Annotated in this window: 11 protein-coding genes and 1 pseudogene; 2 read left to right on the top strand and 10 right to left on the bottom strand. The window is 41.5% G+C overall.

Annotated elements, in window-relative coordinates; genetic code table 11:
* Positions 1–111 precede the first annotated feature (111 nt).
* A pseudogene (locus GQR89_RS08940) lies at positions 112–1,320 on the top strand (IS4 family transposase).
* On the opposite strand, the gene GQR89_RS08935 reads toward GQR89_RS08940, so the two are convergent.
* The 6 genes from GQR89_RS08935 to GQR89_RS08910 all read right to left on the bottom strand — a co-directional run bounded on the left by GQR89_RS08935 (position 1,310) and on the right by GQR89_RS08910 (position 8,516).
* Positions 1,310–1,894: a hypothetical protein gene (locus GQR89_RS08935; protein WP_158769725.1), complete on the bottom strand. Its 585-nt coding sequence runs from the start codon at positions 1,892–1,894 to the stop codon at positions 1,310–1,312. The pseudogene GQR89_RS08940 and the gene GQR89_RS08935 overlap by 11 nt on opposite strands.
* Positions 1,895–2,017: 123 nt before the next feature.
* Positions 2,018–2,464 (bottom strand): hypothetical protein, encoded by a 447-nt coding sequence (locus GQR89_RS08930; RefSeq protein ID WP_158769724.1) that lies wholly within the window; start codon positions 2,462–2,464, stop codon positions 2,018–2,020.
* Positions 2,465–3,198: 734 nt separating this feature from the next.
* Entirely contained in the window at positions 3,199–4,224 is a 1,026-nt protein-coding gene (locus GQR89_RS08925) for a SpvB/TcaC N-terminal domain-containing protein (protein ID WP_158769723.1), read from the bottom strand.
* Positions 4,225–4,295: 71 nt separating this feature from the next.
* Complete coding sequence (locus GQR89_RS08920) at positions 4,296–4,697, bottom strand: hypothetical protein (RefSeq protein WP_158769722.1); 402 nt, start codon at positions 4,695–4,697, stop codon at positions 4,296–4,298.
* A gap of 454 nt (positions 4,698–5,151) precedes the next feature.
* Positions 5,152–5,724 carry an elongation factor P-like protein YeiP gene (gene yeiP / locus GQR89_RS08915; protein ID WP_158769721.1) on the bottom strand — a complete coding sequence of 191 codons (573 nt, stop codon included), beginning with the start codon at positions 5,722–5,724 and terminating at the stop codon, positions 5,152–5,154.
* Between the two features lie 212 nt (positions 5,725–5,936).
* A complete protein-coding gene (locus tag GQR89_RS08910) occupies positions 5,937–8,516 on the bottom strand; it encodes a prolyl oligopeptidase family serine peptidase (RefSeq protein ID WP_158769720.1) in 2,580 nt (859 codons plus the stop codon).
* A gap of 161 nt (positions 8,517–8,677) precedes the next feature.
* Between GQR89_RS08910 and GQR89_RS08905 the strand changes: the two genes are divergently transcribed.
* Positions 8,678–9,229, top strand: coding sequence for a glutathione peroxidase (locus tag GQR89_RS08905; protein ID WP_158769719.1), 552 nt, complete (start codon positions 8,678–8,680; stop codon positions 9,227–9,229).
* A gap of 80 nt (positions 9,230–9,309) precedes the next feature.
* Here the strand turns inward: GQR89_RS08905 and GQR89_RS08900 are convergent, their stop codons facing one another.
* The 4 genes from GQR89_RS08900 to GQR89_RS08885 all read right to left on the bottom strand — a co-directional run bounded on the left by GQR89_RS08900 (position 9,310) and on the right by GQR89_RS08885 (position 13,175).
* Positions 9,310–9,918 (bottom strand): FMN-dependent NADH-azoreductase, encoded by a 609-nt coding sequence (locus tag GQR89_RS08900; RefSeq protein WP_158769718.1) that lies wholly within the window; start codon positions 9,916–9,918, stop codon positions 9,310–9,312.
* 118 nt (positions 9,919–10,036) lie between these two features.
* Positions 10,037–11,149: a CmpA/NrtA family ABC transporter substrate-binding protein gene (locus GQR89_RS08895; RefSeq protein ID WP_158769717.1), complete on the bottom strand. Its 1,113-nt coding sequence runs from the start codon at positions 11,147–11,149 to the stop codon at positions 10,037–10,039.
* Complete coding sequence (locus GQR89_RS08890; protein ID WP_158769716.1) at positions 11,142–11,780, bottom strand: ANTAR domain-containing response regulator; 639 nt, start codon at positions 11,778–11,780, stop codon at positions 11,142–11,144. The genes GQR89_RS08895 and GQR89_RS08890 overlap by 8 nt, the downstream gene beginning before the upstream one ends.
* A gap of 303 nt (positions 11,781–12,083) precedes the next feature.
* Positions 12,084–13,175 (bottom strand): glycosyl transferase family protein, encoded by a 1,092-nt coding sequence (locus GQR89_RS08885; protein WP_158769715.1) that lies wholly within the window; start codon positions 13,173–13,175, stop codon positions 12,084–12,086.
* Positions 13,176–13,194: the final 19 nt, after the last annotated feature.

The following is a 13,194-nucleotide window of genomic DNA, read 5'->3' as shown; positions in this document are numbered from 1 at the left end:
GCCGCGTTCTAACGAATCCCCTCATAATATTAAGCGGAAACAATAATATAGACACGCATGATGCTATTTGATCTAATAAATTTCGCCAAAAACCAACCAGATAACAACTCCATGCGTGATATTGATATCTTACACGATTTGCTTAAAAAGCAATGCCCCAATCTACATGCAAAACGTCTTTCCTCTCTTATGGTTGCTACACAATCTTTACTGGATGGACAACAACTGTCGCTAACCGAATTAGGCCGCAACATTGCAGGCTCTGTTGCGCCAAAACACAACATAAAACGCATCGACAGACTGCTCGGTAATTGACAACTGCACAACGAACGATTGGATATCTATCGCTGGCACGCACGGTTGCTCTGCGGTGCGAACCCCATGCCCGTTGTACTTGTGGATTGGTCTGATGTACGGGAGAAGCTCCGCCACCTAACCTTACGTGCATCGGTCAGCGTGCAAGGGCGTTCTGTGACGTTGTATGAACGGGTGTTTTCTTACGCTGAATACAACTGCCCCGTTAGCCACAATCCCTTTTTAAAAGAGCTAGCGAGTATCTTACCACCAGGTTGTTGTCCGTTAATTGTGACCGATGCGGGCTATCGTAACCCTTGGTTTCGTAAAGTAGAAAAACATGGCTGGTTCTGGTTGGGCCGCGTGCGTGGCGATGTGGGATTCAAGCGTGATGGGCAAGCGCTTTGGCGAAGCAATAAGTCGTTTTACCCCGATGCGAATTCTCGGGCTAAGTACCTAGGCTGCGGCGAATTAGGACGCAAAAATCCGCTTCATGCACATCTTCATTTATACAGAGCAAAACCCAAGCATCGCAAAGATAAACGCTCTTCAAAAGCAGGCCGAAATCATACCGCTCAGCAGAGCTATATTGCAGGGAGTAAAGAGCCTTGGTTACTCGCTACCAACTTGCCGGAACACGTTAAATTCAATTCTAAACAGCTTGTCACTTTATACGCCAGACGGATACAAATAGAGGAAACCTTCCGCGATATTAAAAGTCCACAATATGGAATGGGACTGCGCCACAGCAATAGTTGCTGCACCAAAAGATTCGATATATTACTACTGATTGCGATGCTTGCTGAATGGTTGTTAAGACTGCTCGGCCTCATCGCTCAGCAGCAACATTGGGAGCGCGCATTTCAAGCCAATACCACTCGCCATCGGCGCGTGTTATCAATCATAAGATTAGGCAGAGAGGTCAGAAAAAGGGCCTCGGATGACAAGATAAGTGAAGCTCAAATAAGGTGGGCTATTGGACATTATATTGGCTGGGTTCACAAAGAAGGGAGGCCTATTCTATGAGGGGATCCACCAGCGCCTTGTTAAGTAGCTCTTCAGTGATACTTCGAACTGCTTTTTGAAAATTTAAGACGCCATCATAACTTAATTGCACTCTATCTAGATGGATACTATACATTTCAGGCTTTCGGGCAATTAACTCGTTTAATGCTTGAGTATCCTTTGACAGCGACACTCGCCCCGCAATATGAAGCAAAGAGTTTCTAATTTTTTGCGCATCAGATATTTGTTGATATGCATGATGCTGCCCGATGTCTGTTTTCAGTGTTGTTTTAATAAAAGTTTTGAATTTTGTAATTCCAAAACCTTTTTTGTCCAATTCAATGTTTGAAGGGTTGTATTGTTTCCATAGGAGATAAAGCATTTCCTCAAAATGTCCAAACATCATTAGAAAGGTTGTATTCCGTAATTGCTTAGGAAAGTTGTTTTCATAGATATTCTTCCAATAAACCTTATCTTTATCAGATAAAGTTTCTATCTCGGGAATCTCTTTGACCTTTTCTTTTAAAATTACATCAATGTGATTGTGAAAAATAGCAGACCAATTAAGGTTATTTTCCATCATCCATTTAAACATTTCGTGTTGGATAGCCTGATACTCCGTATAGCTACTTAACGCCCAAATAACGGGCTAAAAATTGCTGGTAAAATAGCGACGCAGGAGCAAAACCAGCTGTTTTTAGTCCTGTTGATTTTCTTGTTATGTGTAAACTTGCTCCAAACAGCTGAATTCACTAAAGATAACTTTAAAAGTAGAGCCTGAACGAAGTTCTAAAACATGTTGGAATGAACCGTCAACAATAGATATTTCATGTGTTAATACATCACCATGAAATGTGTCACCATAATTAAATGGGTTTTCAGAACCCAAGATTTCATATGACTTAACATTAAAATAGTTAAGTACAATATCACGATCATGTTGCTGACCGAGTAAATTTAAAACAATAGATAATGATGGTTCAAATGGGCGGATTTTATTTCTATTTTCAGCGATAGTAATCGATGTTACCCACGAATCATGAAGAGATTGAGGGTGGTTTAATTCATATCGCTCACTATTTGAAGCGAATTCAAATAATTCATGTGGATAAATATCCTTATTTGAATTTAGATTAGAAATATATTGGTCAAAACTAGAATTCATTCACCTAACTTCCATTTACACATAACGCTTATTATCGAGAATGCCGCATATGTAACTTCTCGAATTGATTTTAATTCTCGTCATTATCAGCATTTACCCTATGATTTTACTGAGTATTTCTCACTACTAAGGGATCAAAACCTCAAAGAATTGAAAAAACTAAAGGCGGCCAATACATAACGCGACTTTTCTGCTTCCTATTAAAAGCTATGTGAAAAATATTTTCCACGGTTAAATTAGTAACTTAGTGTTTTCTAGAAAAACAAAATGAGACCAGACAAAATTACATAATAGGAAGGGACATAGGCATTATTCACCAAATCTCATTATACCTGATTTTATATACAGGCCATTAAATACGAGATATTTGGCGATTCAGCTAATTTGCAATCCGTTTAAATGGGAACTTATGATGCATACGAAGGCAATGGAGAAGGTCTGCTTATGGCACCAACGTTCCCATAAAAAATCCGCTGTGATTTGAAGTGGCCTAGCTTTTTTTGCGCCTATTCGTTAATGCGTAGGTGTATTTACCCCATCCATACATGGCGAATAAGCCAGCATAAGCGGAATGTCATTTCATAGAATAAGGCCCATCAATTATTACGCTGTATTTCGTTAGTCATGCCCAAACAACTGATAACACGTAGAAACATAAAACGATGATGCGGGCTGAAACATTGATTTATATCCAGAAGTGAACCTTAAGATTTTTCTTCACCTTGATTGTGCTATTAAATGGGTTTCCCCATGAAAATATAGCTCTGGGGATAACGGCAATTATTCATAACGCTATCGTTATCCGGACATTCCTGAATAGACTTAAGCAATGTACGTTCTTCAATCACGTCAGACTCCTCGTATTGCAGGAAGTAGGATCGATGAAGATCATTGTCGATTGATGTATCTACGCGCTCAAGAATTTGGTCATGAAACGTATGTCCGCCAGCATAATAACCTTTAAAACCCTTATCATAGGTGCGGTAAACAAACTGAATCTTTGCAAACGGTTGCTTACTCCGCGCCATATTGCCTGAATATTGTATATTGTTGAGGTAAACAGAGCCTTTGGACGTATTCTTTGAGTAATTATAAAGAATGAAATTACTTTTTATATCTTTGACAACCTTCAACATCCAGGTTTTAGCTTTTAGACCTGAGGGAAATCCTCCAGGCTCAATAAATGCATCATTGTGGTTATTAAACATCGAATTGATTGGGTCAGAGTCACCATAATAGTGAACTTCTCCGGCTTTATTATGAACCTCAAAATACTTAGGACCATTTGTGCTCGAGCCACCTCGCGCAATAACTTTACTAAAATCATCCACCGCAAAACGATAAGTACTGTTTGGGGTCAAATAGGTACCAGACCTAAGAATGAGCCGCCGTCCATCAAGACAAATTTTATCCTGTTTATTGTATTTTACTGCTTGGATTTTGTTGTCATAAATAGGTGTGGAAGGACAGCGAGTAATAGATGACATGCCATTAACTGACCAACCCACACCGAGCGGTCCTTCGGACATATTATTACTGGAATAAGACAATGCAATGGTTGGCGTTACCCCTGCTCTACCAGCAGGCGTTAATATGGGTATCGTGTATGTAGCCGCTCCCGACTCGTCAACTCTAAATAGACCATCTGTCAGTCCAACCACTTCCGCCTTAACCATGCTTGAAACACTAATTAAACATATAGCCAATCTTAAACTGCTATGAAACTCCATAGAAAATCCCTCTTTAGTATCTGTATCCATGACACAGTCCATTGAAAGCGCAGTTTAAATCGTGTCCAAATTTATGCTTTTAAAATAATATCCTTTACTCATTATCTAAAGACTACACGCATATCAATAGCACAGTCTCCCGCATCAAAAGTCATGATAACTTCGCCTTTTCCACGCTCTATATCTATAGCTGTTACTTCATAATAACTAACACCATCAGTAGTGATTTCAGTTATGAGCGAGCCATAATCCTCCGTCTTTAACCTATACTTAACGCCAATAACCACCTCATCGACAAACAGACACTCGTTGTACTCGTTATTTTCAAGTATGTTGACCTTGATTGTGTCTTCATTTTGTTTTTTTGCGTACGTAGTGGATGAAAAGATCAGCGAAACACCGCTAATCATCAATAGAATGACAATAAATAATGCTTTTGGCGGTTTGAATTGAGCGGGCTTGAATCTGAAAAAATTCAATAAGTGCAGCGTATTCCTTTGCATCGCATTTCATTCCTTTGCTTTACGTTTTAAATGGCAAGTAAACTTACCTCAAGACTTAGGTTTAGTAGCGTTTCTCATAAAGTCAATCTTTTTATTTAGCATCATCCGTACTCTATACTTCGAACATACCAAGCAAATTGGAGGTTTCGGCAACTTAAATAATTAACAAGAAAAATATTCTTTAAGTTGTTACTAAGATTAATCAACGTTATGAAATATATCTAAAATACACTTAACGGTACTAAGCTCTCAATTAACTGATCGCTCTTTTGCAGCGAGCATTATCGGCCCTTACTAAAGATATACACTGACATATTAGGTATATACAGAAACAATAAAGTAATTCAACTCTCCCATAAAAAAACCCCCAGTAATTGGTATGTCCAACTATTGGGGGTCACTTCATTTAACTCAGCGGGCTTTTTCGTCTTGTGAAATAGGTGTTATACGTTAACTATTTATCTGCTCGGCTAACAAATTTATGCTCGCTAGTGCTGACCTTAATACGCTCACCGCTGGAAATATATTCTGGCACTTGTACCGTTAACCCTGTGCTTAACGTAGCAGGTTTGGTGCGAGCACTGGCTGATGCGCCTTTAATTGATGGATCAGTTTCGGTTATGACTAATTCAACATTAGGCGGTAATTCGATACCCACTGCTGAGCCGTTGACTATCATCACTTGTAGACCGGTGGTATCTTCCGCTATAAACAGCAATTCTTCTTCAATGGTTTCTTTATTCAGATTGTACGGCGTGTAGTCTTCTGAATTCATAAACACATATTCGTCACCGTCGATATATGAAAACGTGACAGGTTGGCGTACAAAATCGGCGGTTTTTATCATCTCATCCGCTTTGAAGCTTTCATCGGCTTTTGCGCCTGTGGTCACTTCGTATAAGCGCATACGGTATAAGCTAGCGCCTGCGCGGCCACTTGGAGTAAGTTTGTTTATTTCTTTTACTACATACACTTTATCGTTATGTTCGATGGCAGCGTTCTTTTTTACTTCACTTGCTTTTGGCATTGTATTTCGTCTCTGACGTTATTCTCTTGCGAGCTTTCAAAATAAATTTCGCTACGAAATTACCAGAAAGCGAATTTAAGGCAAGTAGATTCATCTTTTTCATGGCTCATGTACCGTCTATAAAAAAGCCCAGCGTTAATAGCTGGGCTTGGTCCTTATCGGTGGAACATACTATTTCCAACGGTTTCACTTGATGCATTACTGTAAAATGACTACAGCGTCGTTTCAAACAACTTATAAATACGTCGATATTCATCTAACCAAGAGCTTGGTTGCACAAAACCGTGGGATTCCACTGGGTAAATAGCGGTTTCGAAATCTTGCTTTTCAAGCTCAATTAAACGCTGAACAAGGCGCACAGTATCTTGAAAAAACACATTCGAGTCCACCATAGGTGCATTAATCAACAGCGGTTTTTCCAAGCCTTGTGCAAAGTACAAAGGTGAACTGCGCTCGTAAGCAATAGGGTCAACGTCCGGCATATTCAAAATATTCGAGGTGTACCCAAAATTGTAATGGGCCCAGTCACTAACGGGTCGTAAAGCCGCCCCAGACTGAAACAAGTCAGGTTGGGTAAATAATGCCATAAAAGTCATAAATCCGCCGTAAGATCCGCCATAGGTCCCAATACGATCTCGATCCACATTTGCGTTTTCCACCAACCAGTTTACACCATCACGTAAATCGTCAATTTCTGGTTTGCCCATATGGCGATAAATAGCCGTGCGCCAATCACGTCCATAACCTGCAGACGCACGGTAATCCATGTCCATCACTACATAACCTTGTTGAGCTAACATGTTATGAAACATAAACTCACGGAAATAACCTGACCAGCCCAAATGGGCGTTTTGCAAATACCCTGCCCCGTGGTTAAAAATGACGGCGCGGCGTTTTTCACCGTCGTTGTTTTCAACGTCACTGGGTTTATATACCCTCGAAAAAACCGGCTGCACCGTGTGGCTTGATTCAACAGGGACGATATCCGGCGCGGCTAACTTCAACGCTAAAAATTCAGGGCTGATGGTATGTGTTAAACGAGTGACGGTTGAATCTGGCTCTGCGTCCTGCAAATAAAGCTCAGGAGGCACAGTCAGCGACGAATGCGTCAGCAGTAACTTGTTCTCGTTCGGGCTTAACGCGTAGTCTGTCATGCCGTTTAGGTCTGTTAATGCTTCAATTTCGCCAGTGTCTAACTTCACTCGGTAAACTTCATAAATTCCCGGGTGTTTTTGATTTGCTTTGAAATACATGTATTCGTCGTTATGGGTTAACGTTAAATTGTCTACTTCGAAATGTCCTGACGTTAACGCCATCGCTTTTGCCTTTAGCGGTTTTTTGTAAAGATGAGCGTAGCCAGACTCTTCTGACAAATAATAAAGCTGCTCAGTATTATTGAGCCAACCAAAACTATTAAATTGATAGTTCACCCAAGCATCATCGTGTAAGCGATGTTGATTAACCAATTTATGCTGCTTTAAATCGACCGTCGCTAACCAGCGGTCTTTGTTGTCCCACGCTTCTAGCATCACAGCAACCTGTCCAGCGTCGTTGTGCCATTGAATCGCTCCTTGAGACCAATACCAGTCAGTCATTAACAAGATATCGCGCGGTAACCTATTAGTTTGATAGGTTTTGCCATTGGCCTCGGCATTTTCGCGCTTCACGTCAGCCAATACGTCTTCGTTGTAGCCCGGTAACGTTTGGTAACTTAACGGATATTTTTTATGGGTGACTAAATCGAGTAACCATAACTGGTGATTAACCGATTTAGCATCGGCCACGCGTTGGCGCACTTCTTTGTGTTCAATACGGCCATCTTCACCGATATAAGCAGGCATTAAATCTTCGTCGCTGCGATCTTTTTGGCTTTTAGTCGTTGCCAGCACTAACCATTTTCCATCCGGCGACACACTACTTTGCACCAGCTCATCTTTTTCATCGAAATAGAACGCATCAGGCGCCAGACTGGTGTTTTGTTTTAACAAAATCTGCTGTTGATTAAAGCGTAATTCACGATCGTGGCGTTTTTTAGCCACGTAGTTAATTAAGTCAATCTGCTGTTCAGCGATGTAATCAGCTGGTGCGGCATTCGCTTCAGGTGCCTTAGCAAATTGCCATGATGCTAACTTTTGAGAGAAACCCGTTGTTGGGTTAAGGCTGTAAATGGCATTGCCACGCTGATACGCCAATCTGCCATCATTTAAAAATTGTATATTCCGTGGTGCTTCACCGTCTTGTGTCAATTGACGAACTTGATCATTCGCAACATTCTTAATAAATATATTACCTTCGAACACCCATGCACTGTGCGTGCGCAAAGTGTCACTTACTCGGTTTGCATAAGATTCACTTTGCAGTTGATTTAACGCCACCATGCTAACGTGATCATTGTCTTCGATGTCATTATTGGATGCGGATGCGGTGTTTTTGGCTAGTGCGCTGTCAAGCCGCCATAAATGCGTTAACGGTGACCCTTTCTCTTTGCGCTGGTAATACACCGTTTGATTATCATCTCCCCAATAACTATTTAGCGGCTGACGACCTATCCAATCTGGATCCGCCATTATTTGCTCCAAAGTAAGCTTTGCGCCGTATGAAGTAGCAATTTGCTTACCTTCAATGGTCTGCATCTGTCGTGCAACTGCGGGATCAGTTTTAGCTGCAATAGCGCTAGTTGGGACAGTACTTATATTCTGGCTTGGGGACGAATCAGCGGTGTGCGTAGCGCTACAAGCGAACAGACTGGTAGAAATAAGTACCACAAGTACTTTTTTAGAATAGTTATACATTGTTGTTTTCCCAGCGGATTTTGTAAATTATTTTGAATAACAATTTACTTTAAACGTAAAATCAATCAGATTAAATACCTACACAAACACACTTACAAAATAGTCAGCGCTATAATGACAAAACAAGCTGATTTTATTTACCAAAGAAAGCCGAGGTTGCTATGAAAAAATTACTCGCTATTGTTTGCCTGATGTTTATGAGCAACATGGCCTACAGCGCTGAATGTCCAGACTTACTTAAATTTGTGAAGCGTAAGCTTAATTCTCAGGACACCGTTAACATGTGTGATGCTTACGCAGGCAAAACCGTACTGTTCGTAAACACCGCTAGCTATTGTGGATTTACACCCCAGTTTAAAGGTTTAGAGTCTCTATATAGTAAATACAAAGACCAAGGTCTGGTGGTATTAGGCTTCCCTTCTCACGATTTTAACCAAGAAGACAAAGACGAAGGTAAAACTGCTGAGTTATGCGAATTAACATATGGGGTAGAGTTTCCCATGTTTGAGGCTATGCCAGTGCGCGGGCAAGATGCTGATCAGCTTTATAAGATGTTAGCGAAAAAATCAGGCACCACGGTGAAATGGAATTTCTATAAGTACTTAATGGATAAAAATGGCAACTTAGTAAACACCTTCGCGTCATCGACTAAGCCAACGGATCAAGATTTTATCAACACAATTGAACGTACATTAACGGTTCAGGTGCAATAGGCAAACTGACTAGCTACGCAAATACAGTGAAAAAGCCCGATTTAAACCGGGCTTTTATTTAGGTTAACTTCAGCTAAAAGCTAGACTATTGCCGGTAACAATTCATTGATTTCCTCGCGGGCCTGTTGCCAAGAATGTTGTGCAAATTCATCCCCCATATTTAGCCCTTCCAAATAAACAAAATGCACGTCGGTTATCCCTAGCAGGCCTAATACTAAGCGTAAATAAGGCGTTTGCGTATCGTTCTCCGTGCCTTGATAAATTCCCCCTCGAGCAGCCATCACATAGACGGTTTTGCCCACTAAGTGTCCCTTGGGGCCTTCACTGGTATAGCTGAACGTGCGCCCTGCCCGTGCAACTCTGTCAATCCACGCTTTGAAAGTCGTTGGTACGGTAAAGTTGTACATTGGCATACCGATTACAATGGCATCGCTGCGTTCTAGCTGAGCCAACAAGTTATTTGAGTACGCTGCTAATTTAACTTGTTCTGGGCTCATGTTGTCACTGACCATGCTCCAGGTTTGCATTTCCTGAGCACTTAAATGCGGTAGGTTCAGATCATTCAGGTCGACCTTAACGACATGAATCGCCTCGCCTTCTTGCCATTTCTCAACGAAATGGGCAGCTAACTTACTCGAATTACCGCTATCACCCTGTAGACTGGCGTTCAACAATAATAGGTTTTTCATGTCAATATTCCTCTATCAAATGTGGTCGAATTTCGGTCAGTATAAACAAATTTAACCGAACGAAAATCACATTAAATAGCAATAAACATTCTATTTATTAGAATAAAACAAACTTTCGCTAACCTGACCGACGATAAAATTGCTCAGCCTGATCTGCAATCAATAAACGCATTTTTTGGTATATATCTGGACGGAAGACCCTCGCCACTAAATCTAACGGAATAGTCACATCGGGTGGGATTTGCCCAGCACTGACCATGTGCTTAATTAACCATTCACCGCGCACCAACTCAGGCTGATTAATACAGCCATTATTACTCACCGAAAACTGATTGTAAGACGGAATACTGCGCGGTGGCAGTGACTTATGGGTTAAACAACTCCCTAACAACGATGGTGCAATCACATCTAATGCTGCGTCTAAATACGCTGGCTGACACAATAACCTTGCAGCTTCAAAGCGATTGGGTACAGACTCAAGCCACGTGCAGGCTTGTTTTAGCGCCGCACATAAAAGCAAAACTGTGTTTGGGTTTTTCTGATGAAAATTCTCCAATAAGCCTAGTACTTTTTCAGGAGAGTCTTGCCATATATCAAATGACGTTAGTGCAGTCATTCCTATACCAGCACGTACCGCCTTAGCATTCCACGGCCCTCCAACACAAAAACCGTCAATTTCGCCACTTTCTAAACACTCCACCATACTAACAGGCGGCACAACCAGCATTTCTACACTGTCTAAATCAACTTTCGCCGCTTTAAGCCAATCTCTTAATTGATAGTAATGGCAGCTATAAGGGAATACCGTGGCAAATTTAAGCTTAGGTAAGCCTCTATTTCTGCGTTTATCGACGACTTTTTGTAGTAAATAACCCGCCATGGGTAGCGTGACATTCGCGATATTGTTTTCCTTGAGCACCTCTTGCAGCAAGGCTTCAGAAATCGTAATAGCATTACCATTTAGGCTAAGCACCAATGGCGTAATGACGTTAGCTGGCGCAGCACCTAACCCAAGCGCACTAGCTATTGGCATGGGTGCGAGCATTTGCGCTGCGTCTAATATGCCAACGTGTAATTTGTCTCGTAGTGTGGCCCAAGAATTCTGCTTTTGTAATGTGACATTTAAACCCCACTGCTCAAAGAAACCTAACTCCTTGGCGACAATTAAGGGCGCTGAATCGGTAAGGGGAATAAAGCCAAGGGTAATATCCGATTGCTCTGGTTTAATCATGTTCATTTCCTTTTTCCAACGAACGCAACATAGAAACGATCGTCTTCGCAACGTTTTCAAGCTTCTGACCAGTGTCCATTGCGGTTTTACGCATACTGTGAAATGCCTGTTCTTCACTCATTTTATTGGTTTTCATGAGTAAACGTTTAGCCAAGTCGATGTTCTTTCTTGATGCAAGTTCATGTTTGGTATCATTTAATTCGTCTTTTAATTTATGAAATTCTTTAAAGCGTGCCACTGCAGCATCGAGTATGGGTTTTACCCGCTCAGGATCGATATCACCTACCACATAGGCGCTAACGCCAGACTGCACTGAGAGGTTTATCGTTTCGGTATCTTGTTGTGAAGAGAACATAACCACGGGTTTGGGATTGTGGTGCGAAATGGTATGCAAGCTTTCTAACATATCTCGGTTCGGCGACTCAATATCGATAACAATAATATCGGGTTGAATGTTATCAACCTGCTTCAACAGTCCGATCTGGCTAGAGGCTAAATGGCTCACCTTGTAACGAGTTTTATCCAGGGCAGTGACTATCGACTCAGCGCGCTGAACATTTTCATCAATGAGCAAAATATTCAGTTGTGCCGAGGCAGCTGAATTGGATTGAGTTTTCGCTATGGATATCAATGGATGTTTCCAGATTAATAATCTCTATATGTCTTGAGCGTCACAAGTGCAAAGCTCAAGCCAAAAGATTATCCCAACAAAAACAACAAGTTAACTTTATAAATAAATATTAGATTGCATTTATTTGTATACCATTGTGCAAGCGCACCAGAAAAGTGCATTAAGTTGCACGAAATTTAACCGTGGAATTTATTAACCTAAAAAGAGCACTGTATCACGTGACGTTGTATCCCCATTTAATACACGGTGTAAAGGGTCTTCAGCGCATAAACGTGAACGCTATATTAGGCTATTAGCAAGCTACTAATGTGCTTGGTGGCTTCCGCTGGTGTCAAAGGTAGATGCATCATCCTGGGTAGATATAATAAAAGGCCAGTTTTTATTGCGTGCTTGCCAACATTGCTGCGCTTTAACTTGCGCTTCTGCCAGTGAAATATTGTCAATTAAGAGGTACATCAAGCTTAGGCTACCGATAATGGTGTGAGTAGCGTATTCGTTGGTTTCCCCCCCTTGCCAAACGGTAACTAACTGGCTCACCTCTAAGGTTCTGGGTTTCGTTACCCAATGGGACAGCGATGCTGGCACATCAACGGTGGATTCAATATCGCCATGTGCTAAATGCAAGGTTACGTCACGCTCAGGGTTATACTCGACTTCACCCCCTTCCCCGCGAAAACACAAAATTGTGTTATTTTTGTTGGGTGTTTGCTGATTGACTAAGACCGCACAATGGCTATGTTTACGGTCTACATCACGATGAAATACACCTTGTAAACTGCAGGGCGCATGGCTAGCATTTAACATGCGCGCCAAGGTATTCGCGCATGAGCGCAAACCAAATTGGCTACGCAGCTGGATCATGGCATCAAGCTTTGGATTAATATCTGCCAAGTCCATATAGCTAAATCCGACCAAATCTAGCTGTTTTGTGGCCTCAAGCGCATTTTTAGCCACATTAATACCTAATTGCGGTAATACGTCTTTTAAGTATAAGCGGTTTGAATCGGGCTCATGGGTACCGTGTAAAAAAACTTTTTTACCCGCTTGTGCGATAGCAACCACCGCCAGCAGAAACCACGGTAAATGCCGCCGTTTACCCGCATAGCATCCTAAATCAATATCAATAGGTAACGCCGCTAATTGGGGATGATTTACCTCACGAAATGCCTGAATAAAACCGGCAAGTTCTTCGGCTGTTTCTTCACGAACCCGAAGCAACATTAAAAAGGCGCCCTTTTGCTCAGGCGTAATTTCATCGTTAATTAACATGCCCATTGCTTTATATGCCTGAACTTGGGTTAATGTGCCTCCCGCTCGTTGTCCGCGTCCGATAATACGAATAAACTCTTTAAATTCAGCTTGGCTAACTGATGTATTGCCACGATTTTCTGTCATATATATTACATTGCCTACA

The sequence above is a fragment of the Paraglaciecola sp. L1A13 genome (genome assembly GCF_009796745.1).
Classification (GTDB): Bacteria; Pseudomonadota; Gammaproteobacteria; order Enterobacterales; family Alteromonadaceae; genus Paraglaciecola.
This window is presented reverse-complemented; position numbering and strand designations above follow the sequence as displayed.

Excerpts from the sequence above, each read along its gene's own strand:
- GQR89_RS08935 (WP_158769725.1), bottom strand. The coding sequence starts at position 1,894 with ATGTTTAAATGGATGATGGAAAATAACCTTAATTGGTCTGCTATTTTT.
- GQR89_RS08930 (WP_158769724.1), bottom strand. The coding sequence starts at position 2,464 with ATGAATTCTAGTTTTGACCAATATATTTCTAATCTAAATTCAAATAAG.
- GQR89_RS08925 (WP_158769723.1), bottom strand. The coding sequence starts at position 4,224 with ATGGATACAGATACTAAAGAGGGATTTTCTATGGAGTTTCATAGCAGT.
- GQR89_RS08920 (WP_158769722.1), bottom strand. The coding sequence starts at position 4,697 with ATGCAAAGGAATACGCTGCACTTATTGAATTTTTTCAGATTCAAGCCC.
- yeiP (WP_158769721.1), bottom strand. The coding sequence starts at position 5,724 with ATGCCAAAAGCAAGTGAAGTAAAAAAGAACGCTGCCATCGAACATAAC.
- GQR89_RS08910 (WP_158769720.1), bottom strand. The coding sequence starts at position 8,516 with ATGTATAACTATTCTAAAAAAGTACTTGTGGTACTTATTTCTACCAGT.
- GQR89_RS08905 (WP_158769719.1), top strand. The coding sequence starts at position 8,678 with ATGAAAAAATTACTCGCTATTGTTTGCCTGATGTTTATGAGCAACATG.
- GQR89_RS08900 (WP_158769718.1), bottom strand. The coding sequence starts at position 9,918 with ATGAAAAACCTATTATTGTTGAACGCCAGTCTACAGGGTGATAGCGGT.
- GQR89_RS08895 (WP_158769717.1), bottom strand. The coding sequence starts at position 11,149 with ATGATTAAACCAGAGCAATCGGATATTACCCTTGGCTTTATTCCCCTT.
- GQR89_RS08885 (WP_158769715.1), bottom strand. The coding sequence starts at position 13,175 with ATGACAGAAAATCGTGGCAATACATCAGTTAGCCAAGCTGAATTTAAA.